Source organism: Alicycliphilus sp. T452, from assembly GCF_054512775.1.
On record NZ_JBTNEH010000003.1, the window covers coordinates 187,603 to 211,697 of the forward strand.

Sequence of the window (24,095 nt, forward strand, 5' to 3'; positions counted from 1 at the left end):
GACCGGGCCAGTGTCGGCAACCCGGCGGCCGAAGTCAATGACGCGCCGGGGCATCACGCCGCAGGCCCGCGCCGCGCGGCTTCGGCCAGGGGCAGCAGGTCCGCTTCGGTGAGCGTTTCCTGCGCCAGCAGCCTGTCCGCGCCCTCCTGCAGCAGCGCGCGCCGCTCGGCCAGCACCGCGCTGGCCCGGGCGAAGGCTTCGTCCACCAGTGCGCGCACGGCCGTGTCGATGCGCCGGGAGGTGTCGTCCGACAGGCCGCGCTCCAGCGCCATGCCGTCGGGAAGGTCGAGGAAGCGCGGCTGCTGGCGCTCGTAGACCACCTGGCCGACTTCCGGCGACATGCCGTAGCGCGCCACCATGTCGCGCGCGATGTCCGTGGCCTTGACCAGGTCGTCGGCCGCGCCCGTGGACACCTCGCCCATCACCAGCGCCTCGGCCGCGCGCCCGGCCATCAGCACCGCCAGGCGGTTGCGCAGCTCGCTCTTGCTGGCCAGGTAGCGGTCCTCGCTGGGGCGCTGCAGGGTGTAGCCCAGGGCGCCTATGCCGCGCGGGATGATGGAGATCTTGTGCACCGGGTCGGTGCCGGGCAGCGCCATCGCCACCAGCGCATGGCCCATCTCGTGCACGGCCACGGTGCGCCGCTCCTTGTCGCCGAGCACGCGCTGGTGGCGCTCCAGCCCGGCGACGATGCGCTCCACGGCGGCGGTGAAGTCCGCCATCGCGACGGCGTCGGCGCCGCGCCGCGTGGCCAGCAGCGCCGCTTCGTTGACGAGATTGGCCAGATCGGCGCCGGCGAAGCCCGGCGTGAGCGCCGCCACAGCGTCGGGATCGACGTCGCCGCCCAGCCGCACCTTCTTGAGGTGCACGCGCAACACGTCGGCGCGGCCCTTGCGGTCGGGCCGGTCCACCAGCACCTGCCGGTCGAAGCGGCCGGCCCGCAGCAGCGCCGGATCGAGTATCTCGGGGCGGTTGGTGGCGGCCAGGATCACCACGCCTGCGCTGGTGTCGAAGCCGTCCATCTCGGCCAGCAGCTGGTTCAGCGTCTGCTCCTTCTCGTCGTGGCCGCCCGAGAGCGGGCCTACGCCGCGCGCGCGGCCCAGGGCGTCGAGCTCGTCGATGAAGATGATGCAGGGCGCTGAGGCGCGGGCCTGCTCGAACAGGTCGCGCACGCGCGCCGCGCCGACCCCCACGAACATCTCGACGAACTCGGAGCCCGTGATGCTGAAGAAGGGCACGCCGGCCTCGCCGGCCATGGCGCGCGCCAGCAGCGTCTTGCCGGTGCCCGGGGGCCCCACCAGCAGGATGCCCTTGGGCATGTGCGCGCCCAGCCGGCCGTAGTCCTTGGGGTTGCGCAGGAACTCCACCGATTCGCGCAGCTCAGCCTTGGCCTCGTCCACGCCCGCCACGTCGTCGAAGCTGACCTTCACGTCGGTTTCTGAGTGCAGCTTGGCCCGGCTCTTACCGACGGACAGCAGCCCGCCCATGCCGCCTTGCGCGGCCAGGCGCCGGCCGATGAAGCTCCAGGCGGCCAGCAGCATCAGCCCCGGGATCACCCAGGACAGCAGTTCGCTCAGCAGCTTGTTCTCCACCACGCCCTCGAAGCGCACGTCGTAGCCGGCCAGCTCCGCCGCCAGGGCGGGATCGACGCGCGTCGTGACGATGCGCGTGCGGCCGTCGGGCAGCGCCGCCTTGAGCTGGCCTTCGATGAACTGGCTGCTGATCGATATGGATTGCAGCCGGCCGGCCTTCAGGTGCTGCAGGAACTCGCTGTACGGTATGGGCTGCACCTGGCTGGAGGTGACCCAGATGTCGCGCAGCCAGAACAGCGCCGTCAGCGCCAGGATCACCAGCCACAGCCTGCTGGGGTTCCATGGCCAGGGCGATTGCGGCGATGCGGGCGGTGGCCCGGGGCGGGGTGGCTGAGGGGGCGGCATGGCGGGTTTCCTCCTTCTCCGAATGGGGGCCTGCCTGCGCGCCGGCCCGGCCGGAGGCGCCAGAATGGCAGAAAACCCCGGGCTTGCCTATCCAGCGCCAGCGATCCGTGCGAGCGGCAGGCCTTGGCCGGGCAGCGCCGGTTTGTGCGCACAATGCGCGGCACCGTCAGTCACCAAAGGCACGCCGCACATGAGCGCGCAGCAACCCATATCTTCATCGAGCCCCCATGCGCCCGCGGCGCAGCACCCCAACCAGTTCGCGCTGCTGCGCCAGCGGCGCTTCGCCCCGTTCTTCTGGACGCAGTTCGCGGGCGCGGCGAACGACAACCTGTTCAAGTTCGCCTTCACCGTGATGGTGACCTACCAGCTCGGCGTGTCGTGGCTGCCGCCCGCCATGGCGGGCCTGGTGATCGGGGCGCTGTTCATCCTGCCGTTCCTGCTGTTCTCGGCCACGGCCGGGCAGCTCACCGACAAGATCGAGAAGACGCGCATCATCCGCTTCGTGAAGAACCTGGAGATCGCCATCATGCTGGTGGCGGCGGCAGGGTTCGTCGCGGGCAGCGCGGCCGTGCTACTGGGCTGCGTGTTCCTCATGGGGCTGCACTCCACGCTGTTCGGGCCGGTGAAGTTCGCCTACCTGCCGCAGGCGCTCTCCGAGCGCGAGCTCACGGGCGGCAACGGCATGGTGGAGATGGGCACCTTCGTCGCCATCCTGCTGGGCAACGTGGCGGGCGGCCTGCTGGTGGCGCTGCCGGGCGTGGGCCACACCGCGGTGGCCGTGGCCTGCGTGGGCCTGGCGCTGGCCGGGCGGCTGGTGGCGCAGTGGATTCCGCGGGCGCCCGCCACCGACCCGGGCCTGGCCATCAACTGGAACCCGGTGAGCGAGACCTGGCGCAACCTGAAGCTGGCGCACGGCAACCTCGTCGTGTTCCGCTCGCTGCTGGGCATCTCGTGGATGTGGTTCTTCGGCGCGGTGTTCCTGAGCCAGTTCCCCAGCTTCGCCAAGCAGGTGCTGCACGGCGACGAGCAGGTGGCTTCGCTGCTGCTCGTGGTGTTCTCGGTGGGCATCGGCATCGGCTCGCTGCTGTGCGAGGTGCTCTCGCGCCGGCACGTGGAGATCGGCCTGGTGCCGCTGGGCGCCATCGGCATGAGCGTGTTCGCCATCGACCTGTACTTCGCCTCGCGTGGGTTGCCGCCGTCCGCGCCGCAAGGCCTCGCGGCCTTCGTGGCGCGGCCCGCGCACTGGCACGTGATGGCCGACCTGCTGCTGCTCAGCCTGTTCGCGGGCCTGTACAGCGTGCCCATGTACGCGCTGATCCAGATGCGCAGCCAGCCCACGCATCGCGCGCGCATCATCGCGGCCAACAACATCCTCAACGCGCTGTTCATGATCGCCAGCGCGGTGCTGGCCGGCGCCCTGCTGTCGGCGGGCTTCACGGTGCCGCAGATCTTCCTGTTCACCGGCATCGCCAACGCGGTGGTGGCGTTCCACATCTTCATGCTGGTGCCCGAATACCTGCTGCGCTTCGTGGCCTGGGTGCTCTCGCGCTGCGTGTACCGCTTCCAGGTGCGCGGCGACGAGCACATCCCCACCGAGGGCGCGGCCATCCTGGCCTGCAACCACGTGAGCTTCGTCGATGCCGTGCTGCTCATGGCGGCCAGCCCCCGGCCCATCTACTTCATCATGGACCACCGCATCTTCCGCATCCCGGTGCTGGGCGCGCTGTTCCGCCTGGCCAAGGCGATACCGGTGGCGCCGCAAAAGGAGGCCCCCGTCACCTACGAGGCCGCCTTCGAGCGCGCGGCCCAGGTGCTCAAGGAGGGCGACCTGCTCGCCATCTTCCCCGAGGGCGGCATCACGCGCGACGGACAACTGCAGGAGTTCAAGGGCGGCATCATGAAGATCCTCGACCGCGCCCGCGCCGACGGGGTGGATGCGCCCGTGGTGCCGATGGCGCTCACCAACCTGTGGGGATCGTTCTTCAGCCGCATCGAGCAGGGCGGGGCGATGGTGCGGCCGTTCCGGCGCGGCATGTTCAACCGCGTGGGGCTGAACGTGGGGGTGTCCGTGAAAGCGCAGCAGGCCACACCCGAAGGGTTGCGCGAGCAGGTAGCGAGGCTGTTGGCGTTGGAGTAGGGTGAAATGAATACACTCGCTGGCTTGTCTCGCTCCGGACGAAACTCTGCCCACACCCTACCAAGCCATGGCAAGCTCCAAGCGCAAAGCACCCCTTTCCCAGAAGTTCCAGACCGTGCACCCGGCCACGCTTGAGTCCGACCTGCAGCAGGCCGTGACCTTGCACCGCGCGGGCGAACTGTCCCGGGCCAAGGCGATCTACGCCAAGATACTGGCGGTGCAGCCCGAGCACTTCACCTGCCTGCAACTGTTGGGAACCCTGGCCTTGCAGACGGAAGACTTCGCCTCCGCCGAGCGCTGGCTTTCCAGGGCCGTTCGGCTTCGACCCGGTGAGGCATCGCTGCACGTCAATCTCGCTATTGCGCAAGCCCAGCAGAACAAGGAACAGGCGGCCCTGGAGAGCATGGACCGTGCACTGGCCATCAAGCCGGACTGGACAGCGGCCCTGGAGAACAGGGGCGCCATCCTCGTGCAGGCCCAGCGCTACCCGGAGGCCGTGGAGCAGTTCGAGCGTCTGATTGCGGCAGGCCACGGCCCGGCGGAAGTCTGGAGTAACCATGGGATCGCACTGATGCGCATGGGGCGGCATGGTGAGGCGCTGGACAGCTACCGCCAGGCTTTGGCGGTTACGCCTGGGTACCCGAAGGCTTTGTGCAACATGGGTTTTGCTCTGATCGAAACCCGGCGCTATACGGAAGCCATTGCCGTGGTGGATGAAGCCATTGCCGCCAACGCGCACTATGCCGATGCACTTAGCGCCAAGGGCCAAGCGCTGCAGGTCACCGGACGCATGGCCGAAGCCAGGGGATGGCATGAACGGGCTGCGGCGCTCAAGCCGGGGAATGCGCAGATATTGGTCAACTATGCGAACTGCCTTGGAGGGCTGCGTCAACTTGAGGCAGCGCTCATGCAGGTGGAAAACGCACTGACCGCGGATCCGGGCTTTGTCGATGCCTATGTGGCAGGAGGACAGGTGCTGGCGGAGATGCGGCGCTATGAAGATGCCATCGCCAATTACGACAAGGCGATTGCCATTGCCGGCCCCAATGGAAAAACTGAGAACGCCCATCACTTCAAGGCAGTCGCTGAGTTCCAGTTGGGGAAATATGCAGATGCGATCCGGAGCCTGGAGTGCTGCCCGGACAACGGGCACTTGGGAACGCGTTATCTCCTTCAGGATTACAAGATGCGGGTGTGCGACTGGTCTGGCATTGAGGAGAGCCTGGCGCGCATGCGCGAAGACATCGTCCAGGGCAGCTTCACAGGCACGCCTTTTTCGGTGTTGGCCCTAGTGGACGACCCGGAACTCCAAATGCGCGCCGCCGAGGCCTATTTGGCGCAGCGGAGCGTGCGGAATGAAACCCAGGCCATGCGGACGCATGCGTGGCACGACAAGATACGGATCGGCTATTTCTCCGCTGACTTTCATGACCATGCGACGATGTTTCTGATGGCGGAGCTTTTCGAGAGCCACGATCTCGGCCGGTTCGAGATCTATGGGTTTTCATTCGGCCCGGCGCAGTCCAGCCCCATGCTCGACAGGGTGGCGCGTCAATTCAGCGGTTTCTTCGACGTGCACGCGAAAAGCGATGGCGAGATCGTGGCGCAGGCGAGGGCGCTGGGCATCGACATTGCCGTGGACCTCAAAGGATTCACCCTCGATGCGAGGATTGGCATCTTCGCGGAGCGCTGTGCGCCGATCCAGGTCAGCTACCTCGGCTACCCAGGAACGACCGGGGCGAAATTCATCGACTACATGATCGCAGACCCGGTTGTCATACCCGAGAACCAGCGGCGGCATTACAGCGAGCACATCGTCTACCTGCCCCACAGCTACCAGTGCAACGACAGCCAGCGCGCGGTCGCGGAGCGCAGCTTCCGTCGCAGCGACATGGGACTGCCGGAGCAAGGGGTTGTTTTCTGTTGCTTCAACAACAACTACAAGGTTCTCCCGGCTACCTTCGAAGGCTGGATGCGGATTCTCCAGGCGGTCGAAGGCAGCGTGCTATGGCTGCTGCAAGATAACCCCTGGGTGGTGGAGAGCCTGCGCAAGCGGGCCCGGGAGTGCGGCGTGGATGACGCACGCCTCGTCTTCGCGCAACGCATGCCGCTGCCAGAGCACCTGGCCCGCCACCGCTGCGCCGATTTGTTTCTGGACACCTTGCCCTGCAACGCGCACACCACCGCCAGTGATGCGCTGTGGGCGGGATTGCCCGTGCTGACCTGCATGGGCAAGTCGTTTGCTAGCCGGGTGGCGGCCAGCCTGCTGACGGCCGTTGGCTTGCCGGAATTGATCACGCAGACTCGGTCTGAATTCGAAGCGCGGGCGATCCAGTTGGCGCAGTCCCCACAGGCATTGCAGGCATTGCGGGACACACTGGCCCGGCAACGGCTGGCCAGTCCGCTGTTTGACGGAAAGCGGTTCGCCAAGCACCTGGAGGCGGCGTACGCGGTCATGGTGGAACGGCACAAGGCGGGACAGGAGCCCGCGATGATCTCCATTGCGTCGTAGCCCGGCATAAGCTTTTTCTACAGGCGAGGGCAGCGCCTCGAGTGGCTGTTGGTTAGCCATCGTCTGTACGAGCAATCCATTTGCAGTAGCCTATGTGACCCAATCGACGGCGGGTGCGCCCGTGGCGGGGCCGTAGGTCATGCCAGAGGGATTGCGGGAGCGGGTGGCAGGCCCTATGGGGTGCAGGTCATGAACCCCATGCCTTGGATCGTCTCAGCCCCCGGCCTTGCGCCGCGCCAGCTCGGCCAGGTAGCGCTCGGTCGCATCCCGGGCCATGGCGGCCGAGCCCAGCGCCTGGCCGCTGCCGTCCGTGACCACGCTGAAGCTCATGTCCACGTACAGCTTGCGCCCGTCCTTGTGCGTGCCGCGCGTGGTGCGCACCTCGCGGCCGCAGCTGCCGCGCGCGATCGCGCGGTCGAAGCCGCGCCAATGGGCCTCGCGCAGGTGCGCCGGGATGATCAGGTCCAGGCTCTGGCCCAGGGCCTCGGCCGCTTCGAAGCCGAACAGCGCCGTGGCCGCCGGGTTCCAGGCGCGGATGATGCCTTCGCGGTCGGCGTAGATCAGGGCGTCGGCCACGTCGGCGACGATGCGCTCCCAGGGGGCCGGGGGGGTAGGGATGGTGCTCATGGCAGGCATTGTGCGCACGGCCGTGGCGCTGGCAAGCGCGTTTCGGATGAAAATTGGCCGTAGCGCCCATGTATAGTGCGCTGGCAGCTATCAAACAAATAGTGATTGAACAGGAGGGCAGTATGGGCAAGGCATTGCGCCTATCGGAAAAATGGTTTCGCCGCGGCCTGTGGCTGGTGGCGCTGGTGTTTGCCGGCTTCCTGATCGGCCTGGGCGGCACCATCGTGGGCGACCTGCCCCGGGTGGAGCGGCCGCTGGCGCTGGACGATTTCCTCGACCAGGGCGCGGCGCAGCAGCTGCGCGCGCAAGTGCGGGACGCGCGCCAGGCCGAGCAGGACGCGCAGGCGGCGCTGGAGCAGGCCCGGCTGCAGCACGCCAAGGCGCGCAGCGAGACCCTGGCCGAGCGCGAGGGCTTCTCCAACTGGCTGGCCGCGCGCAGCGCCACGCAGCGCGCCGAGCACGACCCCGAGGTGATCGCGCGCACCCGCGCGCTCGATGCGCTCAAGGCCGGCGAGCGCAAGGCGCAGCAGGCCGCGCAGCAGCGCCTGGGCGCCATGGAGCGCGAGGGCGGCCAGAAGATGGCCGTGGAACAGCGCCGGGTGGAGCTGCGCGTGTTCCTCTACCGCCTGGCGCTCACGCTGCCGCTGCTGGCGGTGGCGCTGTGGCTGTTCGCCAGGAAGCGCAAAAGCATGTACTGGCCCTTCGTCTGGGGCTTCATCTTCTTCGCGCTGTTCGCGTTTTTCGTGGAGCTGGTGCCCTACCTGCCGAGCTACGGCGGCTATGTGCGCTACGCGGTGGGCATAGCGCTCACGGCGCTCGTGGGGCGCTACGCCATCGTGGCGCTGAACCGCTACCTGGAGCGCCAGAAGCAGGCCGAGGCCATGCCCGAGCGGGAGCGCCGCAAGGATCTGGGCTACGACGTGGCCCTGGCCCGGCTGGCCAAGGGCGTGTGCCCGGGCTGCGAGCGGCCGGTGGACCTCAAGGACGGGACGACGGATTTCTGCCCGCACTGCGGCATCGGCCTGCACGTGCCCTGCGGCTGCTGCGGCGCGCGCAAGAGCGCCTTCACCCGGTTCTGTTTCCGCTGCGGCGCCGCCCAGGACGGAGGTCAGGTCGGCGCGCCCGCGTAGGGCCGCACCTGGCCGCGCCCCGCGGATTTGGCGCTGTACAGCGCCCTGTCGGCCTTGGACAGCAGCAGCTCCAGCGTGTCGCCCAGGCCCAGGCTTTGCACCTGGTGCAGGCCGGCGCTGAGCGTGGCCTGCAGTTCGCCGCCGCAGGGCAGCGGAAAGCGGTGGGCGTCCATCTGCGCGCACAGGCGCTCACCCACGGCCAGCGCCTGCGCGTGGGTGAGATACGGCAGGATCAGGGCGAACTCCTCGCCGCCCATGCGCCCGAAGAGGTCTTGCGGGCGCAGATGCTGCTGCGCCAGCGCGGCGAACTGCTGCAGCACCGCGTCGCCCTGGGCATGGCCGTGCAGGTCGTTGATCTGCTTGAAATGGTCCAGGTCCAGCATGACGACGGCGACGCTCGCGCCTTCCTCGCGCAGGCGCTCCAGCAGCCTGCCGCCGCGCTCCATCAGCGCGCGGCGGGCCAGGATGCCAGTGAGGTAGTCGTGGTTGACCGCGTGGCTCAGCCTGTCCAGCGCCTGCAGCCGCAGCGCGTAGGCGCAGGCCACCGCCAGCGGGGCCAGCGACAGCAGCGCCATGCCGACGCGCAGGGAAATCACCTCCCACAGGTGATCGGGCGTGAAGGAAAAGGCGCCCAGGGCGATGGAGGCCGTCTTCCAGCTGTACAGCAGCAGGTTCAGCACCGTGGTGGGGAACACGCCATAGGCCATGGCGCACCAGACCATGGCCGGCATGGCGAAGCCCAGAGAGCCGGGGCCGCCGACCATGAAGGTCATGCCCTCGGATGCCAGCAGGGCCAGCAGCGGCAGCGGGGGCGGAGCCTGGCGCCCGTGCGGCTGCATCGCGTCCTTGCGGCGCCACTGCCATGCCCACCCCTCGGGCGCAGCCAGGAAGAGGGGCGTGATCAGGATGAAGCTGTAGAACTCGGTGGACATCCACATGGCCATGGAATGCCACAGGGGAACGTCCATGAGATGGCTGCCGACGGGGCCGCCCACCAGCGCGCATCCCAGCGCCGCTGCGGCGCTGCCCACCAGCAGATGCAGCACCGAGCGCTGGTGGCGCAGATGCAGTATCTCCTGCGGCAGCCTGGAGAGGTAAAGCCAGCCGGCGAACACGCCCGCCACGTTGCCGGCGTTGAGGCCTATCGCCTTCTGCCACGAGGCGCCGGTGGCCAGGTCAGCGCCGATGAACGCCAGCAGCGCGCAGGCCCATGTGCCCGCCGCTGCGGCCCAGCGGGGATGGCGCAGCAACAGCCCCAGCATGATGGCGTTGGCCGGCCAGAACGCCGACAGGTAGCCGATGGGGCGGCTGTGGATCCCGACCAGGCAGGCCAGAAAGATGCAGGCGGCCAGGCCCAGCTGGCAGCGCCATGGGGCGGTCGCGGGAGTGGTCGAGAGGGGCCCCACGGTGTGATCCTGCTGCATCGAGAGTGCACTAGCCCGGCATTCTTGCTTGGCGGCGGGCGGAGGAACCAAGTGATGTCCCTGCCTTGCAAAACCGCGGCACTGCGTGGAGCCAGGAGCCTGCCATATCCCAAGAGGCCGCGCGCTACACGCCGCGCGCCCGATCGGCCTTGAAACGGGCGCGGAACGGCGCGAACCCGCCCGCATCCAGCGCATCGCGGATTTCCTGCATCAGGTTCAGGTAGTAGTGCAGGTTGTGGATGGTGGTGAGCATGGGGCCGAGCATCTCGCCGCAGCGGTCCAGGTGGTGCAGGTAGGCGCGCGAGAAGCCGCCGCGCCCGCCGTCGTTCCAGCTCACGCCCTCCACGCCCGCGCAGGCGTGGCAGGTGCAGCTGGGGTCCAGAGGCTGGTGATCGGCCTTGTGGCGCGCGTTGCGGATCTTCAGGTCGCCGTAGCGCGTGAACAGCGTGCCGTTCCTCGCATTGCGCGTGGGCATCACGCAGTCGAACATGTCCACGCCCTGGGCCACACCCTCCACCAGATCCTCGGGCGTGCCCACGCCCATCAGGTAGCGCGGCTTGTGCGCCGGCAGGCGGTGCGGCGTGTGGGCCATGATGCGCAGCATCTCGTCCTTGGGCTCGCCCACGCTCACGCCGCCGATGGCGTAGCCGGGGAAGTCCATCTCCACCAGGGCGTCGAGCGACTCCTGGCGCAGGTGCTCGTACATGCCGCCCTGCACGATGCCGAACAGCGCGTTGGGGTTGGCCAGGCGCTTGAACTCGGCCTTGGAGCGCACGGCCCAGCGGCGGCTCATCTCCATGCTCTTGCGCGCCTCGGCCTCGGTGGTCTTGTGGCCGCCCGTCTCGTAGGGCGTGCACTCGTCGAGCTGCATGACGATGTCCGAGTTCAGGATCGTCTGGATCTGCATGCTGACCTCGGGCGACATGAACAGCTTGTCGCCGTTGACGGGGGAGGCGAAGTGCACGCCTTCCTCGGTGATCTTGCGCATCGCCCCCAGGCTCCAGACCTGGAAGCCGCCGGAGTCGGTGAGGATGGGCTTGTCCCATTGCTCGAAGCCGTGCAGGCCGCCGAAGTCTTTCACGATGTCCAGGCCCGGGCGCATCCATAGGTGGAAGGTGTTGCCCAGGATGATCTGGGCGCCCATCTCGCGCAGGCTGCGCGGCATCACGCCCTTGACGGTGCCGTAGGTGCCCACGGGCATGAAGATGGGCGTCTGCACCACGCCGTGGTTGAGCGTGAGCGTGCCGCGCCGCGCGTGGCTGGAGGGGTCGGTGGCGAGAAGTTGGAATTGCAGCATGGGCGGCGATTGTCCCAGAGTGCCTGGCCTACACTGGATGGATGCAGCAAGGAGGAAACATGTTCAGGATATTGATCGCCGTCGATGGCTCCGAACTCGCGCTGGACGCCGTGCGCCATGGCCTCGAACTGGTGCGCCGCGGCGGCCTGCAGGCCACGCTGGTGCTGGGCCATGTGCAGGAGGAGGCCAGCTTCATGGAGCTGGCCACGCAGGGCGCCGACGCGGTGGCCGAGGCCGCCGTGGCCGCGGGCCGCCACCTGATGGCCAGCGCCGTGGCGCTGGTGGAGGCCGCCGGAGTGCCCTACGAGACCGAAATCGCCCTGGGCCCCGTGGCCGCCACGCTGGCGGACATGGTGGAGAACTGCGGCTGCGACCTGCTCATCATCGGCGCGCGCGGCCTGGGCGGCCTGCGCGGGGCGCTGCTGGGTTCGGTGTCGCAGGCGCTGGTGCACCAGAGCCCGGTGCCGGTCACGGTGGTCAAGCACGCCGAGCCGCAGGAGCTGCCGGACGATGGAGATGACGAAGACGCGGTTTGACGCGCGCAGGCAGAAACGGGCCGAAAGGCCCGTTTTGCTATTCGAAGAAGAGCTTGCAGGGCAGTGTGGGCGGGCCCTCAGGCCGCTTTCTTCCACTGCTGCGCCGGGCGCTGCAGCTTGCCGTGCGGCAGGGTGGCCAGGCGCGTGAACAGGCGCCGGCAGTATCCGCTGATCCACAGGCATTTGTTGAGCTCGTCCACGGGCAGCGGGCCCGAGACGACGACGATGCCGTTGGCCTCGTCGAGCGCCCCCGCGGCGCGCAGGCGCCGGCGCTGGTGCGTGGCCCAGGACTGGATGCGCGCCGGGCTGCCGTGCTGGTGCATCTGGCCCGTGTGCCGGTCGAAGGCGATGGCCACGCTGTCGGTCTTGAGCTTGAAGCGGCGCTCGCCCGTGACGGCACTGGGCGTCTCGTGCATGTCGTACAGGTAGTAGCTACCAGCCTTTAGTTCGTATTGCAGGTCCATGGTCCCCTCCTCCGGTCGGCATTGTTGCGGGCAAGGCCCGCGTGCAAAGGCCAGAAAACCGCGCGAAACCGGCGCCTTATCGGCGCCATCCCGGCGCGCGCGCCGATAGGCAAAGCCTTATGGCAACCCGTGGGCCGATAGGATGGGTGGCCGCCTGCGATTGTGTTCCCGGACCGGGGCGGCTTCAAGCCGCCAGGCGGGGCAAACGGTAACCGGGTGTGATCGCGGCGCTGCGGGATCAGAAATCCACCAGGCTCACGCCCACGCTGAACACGGTGCGCCTGCGGTTGTAGTCGACCAGGCTGTCGCCGTAGCCGGAAAACAGCTGCGTGTGCAGGCGCAGGTTGGTGCGCTGGCCCACGAAGCTGGTGCCCAGGCTTTGCAGCCATTCCAGGCGCACCGAGCCGCGTGTCGTGGAGCCCAGCGAGTGGCGCGCGGTCAGCGCCAGCGTGTTGTCCGGGTTGGGGGTCCAGGCCAGGCCCAGCTCGGCACGGCCCACGTAGTTGCTGATGCCGGGGTTGTCGTCGTTCGCGGCGCTTTCGTGCAGGCGCTTCCAGATGCGGCCGGTGACGAGCCAGCGGTCGGCGAGCTCCATGCCGCTCATCAGGTACACGCGGTTCCAGCTGCGCGACAGCGGCAGGCTCTGGCCGTTGGACTGGTGCACCAGGCCCACGCCGCTGTAGCGCCAGCGCCAGCCCCAGGGCAGCGGGGCGTCGGTGGGGTAGACGTACATGATCTCGGGCTCGTGGTCCGTGTTGCGGAACGGCCGCGAGATGTCGGGGCTGAAGAGCTGCCAGTACGACTGCTGCGTGTAGCCGAACCACAGCGAGTCGCGCAGGGTGGGCTCGCCGTGCGTGAGCAGGCCCTGGGCGAGCTTGGTGCGCACCGACAGCTGCAGGCGCATCTCGACCTTGCGGTAGTCCACGGGCGTGGCGGCGCTGTGGCCGGGGCTGGCCGACTGGGGCTGGCGGTTCACGCTGCTGCCGTCCACGATGGAGACGGTCATGGGCCGGTAGCCGCGAAAGCGCAGCGCGCCGCAGTCGCTGTCCTTCTCCAGCTCCCACATGCGCGAGAGGGTGGTGGTGCGGCTGTCCGGGTTGCGGCAGCCGTCGAGCGTGCCGGTTTCATGTGGGGGCGCATCCGCGGTGGCCGGTGCCTGCGCGGCCACCGCGGGCGGCTCGGTGCTGGCGAGGGCTGCGGGCGCCTGCCAGGGCGCGGCGGTGGCGGCCTGCGTCTGCCGCGCCCATTGGTCGAAGCAGGCCAGGCGCGCCTGGCCGTCGCCGGTGATCGCGGCGCACTGGCGCCAGCCTTCGGGGGCCGCGGTCGGCGCGGGGTCGGCGCCCTGGGCCTGCGCGGCCAGGGGCAGCAGCGCGGCGATCAGTGCGCCGCGCAGCATGGCGTGCGTGGGGGCCGCCGGATTCATGGCGCCACCTTGCGCAGCGTGAAGGCGTAGGGGCGGTCGGCCTCGTCCGTCCATTCGCCGCGGATCTCGCGCGCGCAGCTGTCCTCGGCCACCTGGCCGAACCAGTTGCCGGTCACCTTCCTGCCGTCGCGCGATTCCTCCAGGGTCACTTCGCCGCGGTTCACGTCGCCCACCACGATGGCGCTGGAGCCCGGCCGCAGGATGCGTCCCTTGACCGTGCCGTCCCATTCGGGGTGCGGGCCCAGCTCCAGCACGATGGGGCCGGGCAGGCCCGGCATGTCGGCCTGCCAGCGGCCGACCAGCTCGGGTTGCTCCATCTGCACGGCCGTGGGGCAGGCGGGTCTTGAAGGATTTTGGGCACAAGCGCTTATCAGGCAAGCGATGGCAGCTATTAAAAATGGAGTAATGCGCATGGCGTTCAATTCGGTGTGGCCGCGGCGGCCTGCGCCTTGCGCGCGAATTCCTCGCGCAGCTGGCGCAACTTGTCGCGCGGGTTCTCGCGGGCGGTGGCGGCGTCGAGCTTCATTTCGGCGATGAAGCGGCTGGGCTGGCAGGCCACCATCTCGCGGCCCTTCTTGCGCTTCTTGGTCCAGCTCACGGCCAGCGTGCGCTGGGCGCGGGTGATGCCCACGTACATCAGGCGGCGCTCTTCCTGCAGGCGCTGCAGCACGTCGTCGGCCACTTTCTGCTGGCGGCCCTCGTCGTCGTCGAGCTTGAACGGCAGCATGCCCTCGGTCACGCCGGCCAGGATGACGTGCGGCCATTCCAGGCCCTTGCTCGCGTGCAGGGTGGAGAGCACGACCATGTCCTGGTCCTGTTCGCGTTCGGAGATGGTGGACAGCAGCGCGATGGTCTGCGCGACTTCGAGCAGGCTCTTGGTCTCGCTTTGCAGGCCCGTGCCTTCCTCGACCTGCCCGCCCGCGCGCTGGGCCATCCAGTCGCAGAACTCCAGCACGTTGCTCCAGCGCGCGGCGGCCACCTTCTCGTTGTCCTCGCCGTCGTACAGGTGCTGCTCGTAGCCGATCTCCTTGAGCCAGTCGGCCAGGAAGGCGCGCGCGGCCTCGGCGCCGTGCGTGTGGCGCGCGCGGTGCTCCAGGTCGTTGATGGCGCGGCCGAACTCCAGCAGCCCCTCCATGCCGCGCCGGGGGATCACGGCGGGCAGCATGGCGTTGAACAGCGCGCCGAACATGCTCTGCTTGTGCTGCGTGGCGAACTCGCCCAGCGCCCCCAGCGTGGTGTGGCCCACGCCGCGGCGCGGGCTGGCGACGGCGCGCAGGAAGGCGGGGTCGTCGTCGTTGTTGATCCACAGGCGGAACCACGCGCACAGGTCCTTGATCTCGGCGCGGTCGAAAAACGAGGTGCCGCCCGAGACCTTGTAGGGGATGTTGGCCTTTCGCAGCGCCTTCTCGAACGGCTTGGCCTGGTGGTTGGCGCGGTAGAGGATGGCGAAGTCCTTCCACGCGGGCGGCGGGTTGCTGGCCGCGCGCAGGCCCTGGATGCGGGCCACGGCGCGCTCGGCCTCGTGCTCCTCGTTGTCGCAGTCCACCACGCGCACGGGCTCGCCCTCGCCGAGTTCGCTGAAAAGCGTCTTGGGGTAGAGCTTGGGGTTGGGCCCGATGACGTTGTTGGCCGCGCGCAGGATCGCGCTGGTGGAGCGGTAGTTCTGCTCCAGCTTGATGACCTTGAGCTGGGGGAAGTCCTGCGGCAGCTTCTTCAGGTTGTCCAGCGTCGCGCCGCGCCAGCCGTAGATGCTCTGGTCGTCGTCGCCCACGGCGGTGAAGCGCGCGCGCTCGCCCACCAGGAATTTCAGCAGCTCGTACTGCGTGGCGTTCGTGTCCTGGTATTCATCGACGAGCACGTGGCCCAGCACGCGCTGCCACTTCTCGCGCACCTCGGGGTGGTGGCGCAGCAGGCGCATGGGCATGCCGATCAGGTCGTCGAAGTCCACGCTCTGGTAGGCTGACAGGCGCTCCTCGTAGCGCTGCATGATGAGGGCGATGCTGCGCCCGTGGTCGTCCTGGGCCATCGCCAGCGCCTTGCGCGCGTCCCAGCCCTGGTTCTTCCAGTTGCTGATGGTCCACTGCCACTGGCGCGCGGTGGCCAGGTCCGTGGTGCCGCCCGCGCAGTCCTTGAGGATGCCGGCCACGTCGTCCTGGTCGAGGATGCTGAACGAGGGCTTGAGGCCGAGCACGTGCCCGTCCTCGCGCACCATGCGCACACCCAGCGCGTGGAAGGTGCAGACCAGCACGTCCCTGGCCTGCCGGCCGATGAGCCCGGCCGCGCGCTCGCGCATCTCGGCCGCGGCCTTGTTCGTGAAGGTGATGGCGGCGATGCGCCGGGGCGCCAGGCCCGTCTCGATGAGCCGCGCGATCTTGTGCGTGATCACCCGCGTCTTGCCCGAGCCCGCGCCGGCCAGCACGAGGCACGGGCCTTCGGTGTAATGCACTGCCTGCAACTGGGCGAGATTGAGACCGGACATGGGAGAGGGGCGAGGGCGCGCCGTCGGCCGGACGGCGGCGACGGGCGGGAGGCACACAAGGCCGCCGATGATAGCGGCCCCCGTGGCGCCCCGCGCTCCGAGGGGGTGGTTGCAGTGGTGTGGGGATGTGTCGGCCGCTGCGACAATCGCGCCCGTGCTCTCCGTACTGCTGGTTACCTTCCCCTTCTTCGCCCTCGTGCTGTGCGGTTACCTGGCAACGCGCGGCGGGGCGCTGCCCGTGTCGGCCATCGGCGGGCTCAATAGCTTCGTGCTGTACTTCGCGCTGCCCTGCATGCTGTACCGCTTCGGCGCGCAGACGCCGATCGCGCAGCTGCTCGACCCGGTCGTGGCGGGCATCTACCTGCTGTGCGCGCTGCTCATGGTGGGGGGCACCATCGCTCTCACCAAGCGCGCCGTCGGCTGGAACGACGCGGCCTTCGGCGCGCTGGTCGCCGCCTTTCCCAACACCGGCTTCATGGGCGTGCCGCTGCTGGTGGCGCTGCTGGGCGAGCACAGCGCCGGCCCCGTGATCCTGAGCATGGCGCTGGACATGGTCGTCACCACCTCGCTGTGCATCGCCCTCTCGCGCCTGGACGGCGCGGGCGCGCACGGCATGGCGGTGGCGCTGCGCAACGCGGCGCGCGGCATGGCCGTCAACCCCATGCCCTGGTCCATCGTGCTCGGCGGCGTGGCCTCGGCGCTGCAGTGGCAGCTGCCCGCTCCGGTGGACAAGACCCTGGCCATGCTCGCGGGCGCGGCCTCGCCCGTGGCGCTGTTCACCATAGGCGCGGTGCTGGCGCGCTCGCAGATGAACCAGCACGAATACGTGCCGCCGGGCCGGTACGTGCCCATCGCCCTGGCCAAGCTCGTCGTGCACCCGCTGCTCGTGTGGTGCGTGGCGCGCGCGGCCGTGGCCCTGGGCGCGGCGCTGTCGCCGTTCACGCTCACGGTGCTGGTGCTGCTGGCCGCGCTGCCCAGCGCGAGCAACGTGGCGCTGCTGGTGGAGCGCTTCGGCGCCCATGGCGGGCGCGTGGCGCGCATCATCATGGCGTCCACGGCGCTGGCGTTCCTGACGTTTTCGGCGGCGGTGGCGTTGCTGGTTTGAAAACAGGAGCGCCCAGCGCAGGCCGGGCCTGGGCTGGGCGCGGTTTCGTGCCTGTTCCAGCGCGCGGAGCTCAATACTCCAGGAACATGCGCTGCAGTTCCTTGGTGTCGGCGCCCTTGGCCAGTGCCAGCATGGTCAGGATGCGGGCCTTCTCCGGGCGCATGTCGTGGGCCACCACCCAGTCGTACTTGTCGTCGGGCTGCTCCGCGTTGCGCAGCACGAAGCCATAGGGCACGCGCGAGGAGCGCACGACGACCACGCCCTTGGCGCGCGCGTCCTGCAGCGGCTTGACCATGCGGTCGGCCACCGAGCCATTGCCCGTGCCCGCGTGGATGATGGCCTTGGCGCCGCTGGAGACCAGGGCGTTGACGGCCGTGGGCTGCACGTTGCCGTAGGCGTAGACGATGTCCACCTGGGGCAGGGTGGTGATGTTGTCGATGTCGAACTCCGACTGCATGGTGTGGCGCTTGGCCGGGGCGCGGAACCAGTAGTTCCTGCCCTCCACCACCATGCCCAGCGGCCCCCATTGGCTCTTGAAGGCGCCGGTCTGGATGTTCACGTCCTTGTTCACGTCGCGCGCGGTGTTGATTTCGTCGTTCATGGTGACGAACACGCCCTTGCCCCTGGCGTCCTTGGACGCGGCCACGCTCACGGCGTTGACCAGGTTGAGCGCGCCGTCGGCCGACAGGGCCGTGCCCGGGCGCATGGAGCCGACCACGGCGATGGGCTTGTCGGTGTGCACCGTCAGGCTCAGAAAGTAGGCGGTCTCGGCCAGCGTGTCGGTGCCATGGGTGATGACGATGCCGTCCACGTCCGGCTGCCTGGCCAGCTGCGACACGCGCCGGGCCAGGGCCAGCAGGTTGTCGTTGGTGAAGCTCTCGGAGGCGATCTGGAACACCTGCTCGCCCGACACCTGGGCGATGTTGGCGAGCTCGGGCAGGCCGGCCAGCAGCTTGTCCACCGGCACCTTGGCGGCCGTGTAGGTGGCGCTGTTCATGGCCGAGGCGCCGGCGCCGGCAATGGTGCCGCCCGTGGCCAGCACCACGACACGCGGCTTGGCGGCGACGGGCTGGGCCTGCGCGGCGGTGGCGGCGCGCGTGTCCTGCGCCTGGGCGATGGAGGGGGCGCCGGCAAAACCGGCAACGGCGATGGCTGCGGCCACCAGGGACATGCGAAACGCTTGGAAGGTCATTGTGGGTTCCAAAATCAAAAAACGGTCTTGTGGACCGGGGGCGGAACTTTGCCCCATGGCGGCGCGCTTGCCATGGGAGAAAACCCGGGGGCGGCGCCAGGGGCGATATGCTCCGAACGTGCTGCGCCCGCGCCTGTTGCGCGGGCTGGCGGCGTGGCTGGTGCTGGTTTCGCTGCTCGCGGGGCTGCACCTGGCACTTGGCCTACGGTGCCCATTGGCGCAAGCGCCCGGCGCACACCGATTGGCCTGCGGTCGCCCTGGCGGCGCAGGCCCATGCGGCCTGGGATGGGCTGGCCCGCTGCCCGCTGCCCGCTGGGCACGGTGGCAGGGGAGTATTGGCTGGCGGGCCTGGTGGTCGTGGCGCAGCCCGAGGGCCCTTCCGTGCTGGTCGATGGCGGCGTGCTATTCGCCCTGGATCACCACCGAGCGCCTGCGCGCCTAGGGCGCGCTGTGGGTATGGCTGGACCAGGATGGCGAGCGCGCCCCGCCGCAACCCCTGGACTAGATTGAGGAAGACCCGGCAATGCGCTGGCACCAGGGCCAGTGGCAGCCGCCCTGGCCCCACGACCCGCAGGGGACGCCGCTGGTCGTGAACTGGCATGCTTATGTGCCCGCCGCGTGCGTGCGCTGAAGATTCAAATTGTCGATGGATTTCAGCGGCCGGGGAAGTTCGGTGCCCGGCGTTCCAGGAAGTGCCTAACGCCCTCTGCGAAATCCTCGCTGCGGATGCTCTCGATCATTTCGGCATTCGCCAGCGCGATGGCCTCGCCGAGCGGCTGGTAAGGGGCTTCCCAGAGCTGCCGCTTCATCACGCGGACTGAACGTGGAGACACTTCGGTCGACAGAGTGACCGCCAGCGCGTGCGCCTGCTCCATCAGCGTGCCGGCCGGCACGATGCGGTTCACCAACCCTATCGCAAGAGCTTCGCCCGCGTCGATCTTGCGCGAGGTGAGCAGCAGATCGGTGGCGTGCGCATGGCCGACGATGCGAGGCAGCATCCACGCGATACCGTGCTCGGCAATGAGGCCGCGCTTGGCGAAGGCGGTCGCGAAGACCGCCTTGTCCGATGCGAGGCGGAAGTCGCTGTACAGCGCCATCACGAGCCCGAGCCCTGCCGCGGCACCGTTGACTGCGCAGATGATGGGCTTGGGTGCGGCGGGGAAGTAGGAGTAGCGTGTCTGGTAGTCGGCGCGGCGGTTCATGTCGTAGGGGCGCATCCAGCGCTCGGCCTGGATATCCTCGGGGGGTAGGGTCTCCAGTTCCTCCATGTCCATGCCGGCGCAGAAAGCGCGCCCCGCGCCCGTGAGCACGATGGCCCGCACCGCGGCATCGCGGCCGGCCTGTTCGATGGCCGTGCGCAGTTCTGCTTCCAGCACCTTGGTGAGCGCGTTCATGCGTTCCGGGCGGTTCAGGGTAATCGTTGCGACCGGGCCGGCGACGCTGTAGAGCAGGGTTTCGTAAGTCATGGTGATGTGTCAGGCAACAGAAGATGGTTCGGCGAAGCCGGGGGGAAGTTGGATCGACAGGGGCTCGACGAATTCGTCGATGCCGTAGCGGCCGTTCTCGCGGCCGATGCCGGATTGGCGGAAACCGCCGAAAGGTGCTTGCGGATTGAAGGGCGCGCCGTTGATATCCACCTGGCCCGCACGCATGCGGCGGGCAACGGCCAGCGTGTGCGGCTCAGCTGGCCCCCACACGGCGCCGGCGAGTCCGTAGGCCGTGCTGTTGGCGAGGGCGATGCCTTCGTTTTCGCCGTCGTAGGCCATCAGGCACAGCACCGGGCCGAAGACTTCCTCCTGCGCGATGGCCATGCCGGGCGCCACGTCCGAGAGCACCGTGGCGGGCACGAAGAAGCCATGCGCGGGCGGCTCGCCGCCGGTGCCCACGCGGCGCGCGCCGGCGGCGAGGGCTTCATCGATGAAGTCCTGGACTTTCCTTTGCTGCACGCACGAGGCGAGCGGCCCCAGCCGCGTGCCGCCATCGGCGGGGTCTCCCATGCGATAGCCGGGCAGAAATTCCTGCGCCAACGCCTCGGCCTGGGGCAGCAGGCCGCGCGGCACGAGCAGGCGCGTGATGGCCGAGCAGGTCTGCCCGGAGTTGAGCATGCAGCTGGCGAGCGTTGTCTTGACCGCCGCCGCGAGGTCGGCCTCCGGCAGCACCAGCGCCGCGGACTTGCCGCCCAGCTCCAGCGCCAGGCGCTTGATGTCGGCGCCGGCAAGGGCGGCGATTTGTCTGCCGGCGCGCGTTGATCCGGTGAAGGAGACCATGTCCACGCCGGAGTGCCGCACCAGGGCTTCACCGACGTCGGCCCCGGCACCGTGCACGAGGTTGAAGACGCCAGCAGGCAGGCCAGCCTGCCGCACGGCCTCGGCGAGCACGAAGGCGCTCGTGGGGGCGATCTCGGAAGGCTTGAGCACCACGGTGCAGCCCGCCAGCAGCGCGGGCGCGACCTTGCCGGTGATCTGGTGCAGCGGGTAGTTCCAGGGCGTGATGCAGGCGGCGACACCCACCGGCACCTGCTGCACCAGCGAATGGCCGACCCGCGACTCCCACTCGAAGCCGGCCGCGAGGTCAGCATACATGTCCCAGGCTGCGAGCGGCGCACCGACCTGGATGCGCGCCGCGAGCTTGCGCGGCATGCCGACTTCGCGCGAGATGGCCGTGGTCAGCGTGTCGGCCTGCTCGCGCAGCACCGCCGCCACGCGGCGCACGGCGGCGATGCGGTCGGCCACGGGCGTGGCGGACCAGGTCTCGAACGCGCGCCGCGCGGCGGCCACCGCGGCTTCGACGTCCTCTGGAGAGGCGGTCCGGTAGGAAGCGAAGGCTTCCTCGGTGAAGCAGTCGATGACGGGCAGGTCCTGCGTGCCGCGTGCCGGCACCAAGGCGCTGTCGATGAACAACTGGGTGTGTTTTTGCATGGGCGGTCAATCCTTGTGGAGAGAAGGGGTCTTGGCATCGCGGCGGGCGATGAACTCGCGCATTACGCGCTGCGGCTCCCCTGTGGAGTAGCACTCCAGCTGGTAGCGGATGCCCGCGCTGCAGGCCTCCTCGAAGCCGGCCTGCGTTCTTTCGCGAAAGCGTTGCTTGGTGGTGCGCAGCGCGGCGCCGGGCAGCGCCGCGAGCGCCTGTGCGCGTTCGATGGCGCGCGGCAGCACCTCGCCGGCGGGCTCGAGGTCGTTGACCAGGCCGATCGCATGCGCTCGCTCGCCGGTGATGAGTTCGCCGGTCAGCGACAGTTGCTGGTTCAGCGAATGGCCGATCTGCAGCGACATCAGGTAGGAGCCGACGATGCTCGCCAGCCCGGCCCGGACTTCGGGTTGCCCCATGCGCAGCGTGGCATGCGCAACCCGCAGGTCGCACATCAGCGCCATCTGGAAGCCGGCGCCCACGGCTGTGCCGTTGAGCGCGGCGACGATGGGTTTGTTCACGTCGCGCACGGCTTGGTACATCGCGTGCTGGCGGTTGAGCCAGCCTGCTAGGTTGCCCGTGTCGATGGTGGCGGATTCGTCCAGATCCTGGCCGCCGCAGAAGGCGCGCTCGCCGCTGCCGGTGAGCACGATGGCGCGCACCTGCGGATCGGCGTCGAGCGCCTGCAACTGCCGCGTGAGCGCCGTGCGCAGCGGGGCGTTGACGGCGTTCATCACCGCCGGGCGGTTCAGGCGCAGCACGGCGACCTCGCCGGCGTGCTCCAGCAAAAGGGTGTCATTGTTTGTCATGAGGGGCTCCGGTTCTTTCGATCACTGCGTCAACGGCCCAGCCTCCCTGGCCTGCGTCCCGGACGATGAGCGGGTTGAGGTCGATGGAGGCGATGGGATGGGCATTGGCGGCTGCCAGACCGCCCAGCGCCACGGCGGCGCGGGCGACCACGTTGAGGTCGACGGGAGCTTCTCCGCGCACGCCGGCCAGGATGGGGGCGATGCGCAGCGCGCGCAGGCTGGCGATCACGTCGGCCTCGGAAAATGGGTGCAGCAGTACCGCGAAGTCGCGCAGGGCCTCGACGTACTTGCCGCCATCGCTCACCATCACCACCGTACCGAAGTCCGGGTCCTGGCGCACGCCGAGGGCGAATTCGCGCCGGCCGCGCACGCGCGATGCGACGATCGCACCCTCGAAGGGCAGGCCCATGGCGGCGACGCGCTGGGCGCAGGCCTGCCAGGCGCGCTCGACCTGCGCTTCGCCGTCCACGTCCAGGAAGACCAGCCCGTGTTCGGACTTGTGCGCAATGCGCGCCGAGCACGCCTTCAGCACCACCGCCGGCCCCAGCGCGCGCCAGGCGGCCAGGGCCTCGTCCAGGCTGCGGCACAGTGCGTGGGGCACGGCGGGGATGCCGGCCGCCGACAGCAGGGCGAGGCTGTCGGCCTCGTTGAGCAGCGTTTCGCCTCCATCCTTGATCTGGGGCATGCGTACGGCGCCCCGCATCAGCGCGTCGCGCGCGGCGGCCTGCGCGATGAGCACGCCGTGGCGGCTCCACTGGTGCAGGGCGTGGATGGCGTCTGTCTCGTGCGTGAACACCGGCACGCCAGCCTGGCGGAAGATGGCGCGAACCGTGTGCTGCGGCGCCGATACGGCGACCGGCCTGCCGCGCGTGGCGGCCAGGTGCACCGCGTCCGCGGCCATGCCGGGCACGTCGTAGCCGGGGCCGGCCACCGGCACTCCGATGAGGAACATGTCCGCCTGCGGGTCGGCGGCCAGCGCGGCCAGCGTGTCCGCGAACATGCCGCCCTGCGTCATGAGGGAGGCGGTCAGATCGACCGGATTGCGGGCCGTGGCGAAGCTCGGCATGATCCCCGCGAGGCGCTCCACGGTGGGCGAGGACAGCTGGGCCAGGGGCAGTCCGAGCGCGTCGGCCGCATCGGCGCAGAGCACGCCCACCGCGCCGCTGTGGCTCATGACCACCAGCCGCTGTGCGGGCCGGGGCGGTGCGGCCAGGTACAGCTCTACGGCGTTGACCAGCCCATGCACGTCCTGCGCGCGCCAGATGCCGTGCCGCTGCAGGAAGGCGTCCACCACCACGTCGTCGTTGACGATCGCGCCGGTGTGCGACGCGGCCGCCTGCGCGCCCTGCGCGCTGCGGCCTGACTTGAGCGCGATCACCGCTGCGCCGCGCGCCCTGGCCACGCGGGCCACCTCGGCCAGCAGGGCCGGATCGGCGAGCGATTCGATGTACATCAGCACCACGCGGACGTGCGGATCGGCCGCCGCCGCTAGGGCCAGCTCGCTCACCGAGGCGTCGGCGTCGTTGCCCGATGCGACGAGGTAGCGCACGCCCACACCACGCTCGCGCAGCAGGGCGTAGGGCATGACGCTGACGGCGCCGCTCTGGCTGATGATGGCCACCGGCCCGTCCTGGGGGGCGACTTCCATGAACATGGTGCTGAAGTTCATCACCGCGCCGCTGTGGAAGTTGGCCACGCCTTGCGCGTTGGGGCCGATCAGCCGCACGCCCAGCAGCCGCGCCTGCGCCACCAGCTCCCGCTGCCGCGCGGCGCCGGCGCCGCCGGTTTCGCCGAAGCCCGAGCTCATCACGATTGCCGCGCCGATGCCCTGCGCGCCGCACTGCGCGATCACGCCGGGCACGGCGTCCTGCCCTACCGCGACGATCGCCACGTCGGGAACCTCGGGCACGGCGTCGAGCGAGGAGAAAGCCGCCATGCCCTGCACCGTGGCCCGTTTCGGGTTGATGGGATAGACCGCCCCCTGGAAGCCGAAGCGCTGGAGGTAGTGCAGGGGCCGGCCGCCGACCTTGTTGCGGTCTTCGGTGGCACCCACGATGGCGATGCGCCGTGGGGCGAATGCCTGCCGCAGGCGGGGATCAAGCAGGGAATCCATGATGCG

18 protein-coding genes are annotated in these 24,095 nt (G+C 69.3%); 5 read left to right on the forward strand and 13 right to left on the reverse strand.

The window, feature by feature from the left end:
- Positions 1–53 precede the first annotated feature (53 nt).
- The gene (ftsH, locus tag ACX12L_RS03985) at positions 54–1,934 is read right to left on the reverse strand and encodes an ATP-dependent zinc metalloprotease FtsH (RefSeq protein WP_459261378.1); all 1,881 of its coding nucleotides are present in this window, start codon (positions 1,932–1,934) and stop codon (positions 54–56) included.
- Between the two features lie 190 nt (positions 1,935–2,124).
- Here ftsH and ACX12L_RS03990 point away from each other — a divergent pair, with 190 nt between their 5' ends.
- Positions 2,125–4,071: an MFS transporter gene (locus ACX12L_RS03990; RefSeq protein WP_459261379.1), complete on the forward strand. Its 1,947-nt coding sequence runs from the start codon at positions 2,125–2,127 to the stop codon at positions 4,069–4,071.
- 67 nt (positions 4,072–4,138) lie between these two features.
- Positions 4,139–6,583 carry a tetratricopeptide repeat protein gene (locus tag ACX12L_RS03995; protein ID WP_459261380.1) on the forward strand — a complete coding sequence of 815 codons (2,445 nt, stop codon included), beginning with the start codon at positions 4,139–4,141 and terminating at the stop codon, positions 6,581–6,583.
- Between the two features lie 213 nt (positions 6,584–6,796).
- Here ACX12L_RS03995 and ACX12L_RS04000 read toward each other — a convergent pair whose 3' ends face one another.
- The gene (locus ACX12L_RS04000; RefSeq protein ID WP_459261381.1) at positions 6,797–7,210 is read right to left on the reverse strand and encodes a PAS domain-containing protein; all 414 of its coding nucleotides are present in this window, start codon (positions 7,208–7,210) and stop codon (positions 6,797–6,799) included.
- A gap of 122 nt (positions 7,211–7,332) precedes the next feature.
- On the opposite strand from ACX12L_RS04000, the gene ACX12L_RS04005 reads away from it, so the two are divergent.
- A complete protein-coding gene (locus ACX12L_RS04005; RefSeq protein WP_459261383.1) occupies positions 7,333–8,340 on the forward strand; it encodes a serine endopeptidase in 1,008 nt (335 codons plus the stop codon).
- Here the strand turns inward: ACX12L_RS04005 and ACX12L_RS04010 are convergent.
- Together ACX12L_RS04010 and tgt are read right to left on the reverse strand one after the other, a co-directional pair.
- Entirely contained in the window at positions 8,319–9,746 is a 1,428-nt protein-coding gene (locus ACX12L_RS04010) for a GGDEF domain-containing protein (RefSeq protein WP_459261385.1), read from the reverse strand. The two genes, ACX12L_RS04005 and ACX12L_RS04010, sit on opposite strands and share 22 nt — an antisense overlap.
- A 142-nt stretch (positions 9,747–9,888) precedes the next feature.
- Positions 9,889–11,061, reverse strand: coding sequence for a tRNA guanosine(34) transglycosylase Tgt (gene tgt / locus ACX12L_RS04015; RefSeq protein ID WP_459261387.1), 1,173 nt, complete (start codon positions 11,059–11,061; stop codon positions 9,889–9,891).
- 59 nt (positions 11,062–11,120) lie between these two features.
- On the opposite strand from tgt, the gene ACX12L_RS04020 reads away from it, so the two are divergent.
- Entirely contained in the window at positions 11,121–11,597 is a 477-nt protein-coding gene (locus ACX12L_RS04020; RefSeq protein ID WP_459261388.1) for a universal stress protein, read from the forward strand.
- Between the two features lie 77 nt (positions 11,598–11,674).
- Here ACX12L_RS04020 and ACX12L_RS04025 read toward each other — a convergent pair whose 3' ends face one another.
- The 4 genes from ACX12L_RS04025 to ACX12L_RS04040 form a co-directional block, all read right to left on the reverse strand.
- The gene (locus ACX12L_RS04025; RefSeq protein WP_459261389.1) at positions 11,675–12,061 is read right to left on the reverse strand and encodes a hypothetical protein; all 387 of its coding nucleotides are present in this window, start codon (positions 12,059–12,061) and stop codon (positions 11,675–11,677) included.
- 238 nt (positions 12,062–12,299) lie between these two features.
- Positions 12,300–13,484: a phospholipase A gene (locus ACX12L_RS04030; protein ID WP_459261391.1), complete on the reverse strand. Its 1,185-nt coding sequence runs from the start codon at positions 13,482–13,484 to the stop codon at positions 12,300–12,302.
- Positions 13,481–13,801 (reverse strand): hypothetical protein, encoded by a 321-nt coding sequence (locus tag ACX12L_RS04035; RefSeq protein WP_459261392.1) that lies wholly within the window; start codon positions 13,799–13,801, stop codon positions 13,481–13,483. The genes ACX12L_RS04030 and ACX12L_RS04035 overlap by 4 nt, the downstream gene beginning before the upstream one ends.
- Positions 13,802–13,902: 101 nt before the next feature.
- Positions 13,903–15,963 (reverse strand): ATP-dependent helicase, encoded by a 2,061-nt coding sequence (locus ACX12L_RS04040; protein WP_459261393.1) that lies wholly within the window; start codon positions 15,961–15,963, stop codon positions 13,903–13,905.
- 154 nt (positions 15,964–16,117) lie between these two features.
- Between ACX12L_RS04040 and ACX12L_RS04045 the strand changes: the two genes are divergently transcribed.
- Positions 16,118–17,068 carry an AEC family transporter gene (locus ACX12L_RS04045; RefSeq protein WP_459261394.1) on the forward strand — a complete coding sequence of 317 codons (951 nt, stop codon included), beginning with the start codon at positions 16,118–16,120 and terminating at the stop codon, positions 17,066–17,068.
- A 70-nt stretch (positions 17,069–17,138) separates the two neighbouring features.
- Here ACX12L_RS04045 and ACX12L_RS04050 read toward each other — a convergent pair whose 3' ends face one another.
- The 5 genes from ACX12L_RS04050 to ACX12L_RS04070 all read right to left on the reverse strand — a co-directional run bounded on the left by ACX12L_RS04050 (position 17,139) and on the right by ACX12L_RS04070 (position 24,089).
- Positions 17,139–18,260: a type II asparaginase gene (locus tag ACX12L_RS04050; protein ID WP_459261396.1), complete on the reverse strand. Its 1,122-nt coding sequence runs from the start codon at positions 18,258–18,260 to the stop codon at positions 17,139–17,141.
- A 653-nt stretch (positions 18,261–18,913) separates the two neighbouring features.
- The gene (locus tag ACX12L_RS04055) at positions 18,914–19,726 is read right to left on the reverse strand and encodes an enoyl-CoA hydratase (protein ID WP_459261397.1); all 813 of its coding nucleotides are present in this window, start codon (positions 19,724–19,726) and stop codon (positions 18,914–18,916) included.
- Positions 19,727–19,735: 9 nt separating this feature from the next.
- Positions 19,736–21,178, reverse strand: coding sequence for an aldehyde dehydrogenase family protein (locus tag ACX12L_RS04060; protein ID WP_459261398.1), 1,443 nt, complete (start codon positions 21,176–21,178; stop codon positions 19,736–19,738).
- A 6-nt stretch (positions 21,179–21,184) separates the two neighbouring features.
- Positions 21,185–21,976 (reverse strand): enoyl-CoA hydratase/isomerase family protein, encoded by a 792-nt coding sequence (locus ACX12L_RS04065; protein WP_459261400.1) that lies wholly within the window; start codon positions 21,974–21,976, stop codon positions 21,185–21,187.
- Entirely contained in the window at positions 21,963–24,089 is a 2,127-nt protein-coding gene (locus ACX12L_RS04070; RefSeq protein ID WP_459261401.1) for an acetate--CoA ligase family protein, read from the reverse strand. Before ACX12L_RS04070 ends, ACX12L_RS04065 begins: the two co-directional genes overlap by 14 nt.
- Positions 24,090–24,095: the final 6 nt, after the last annotated feature.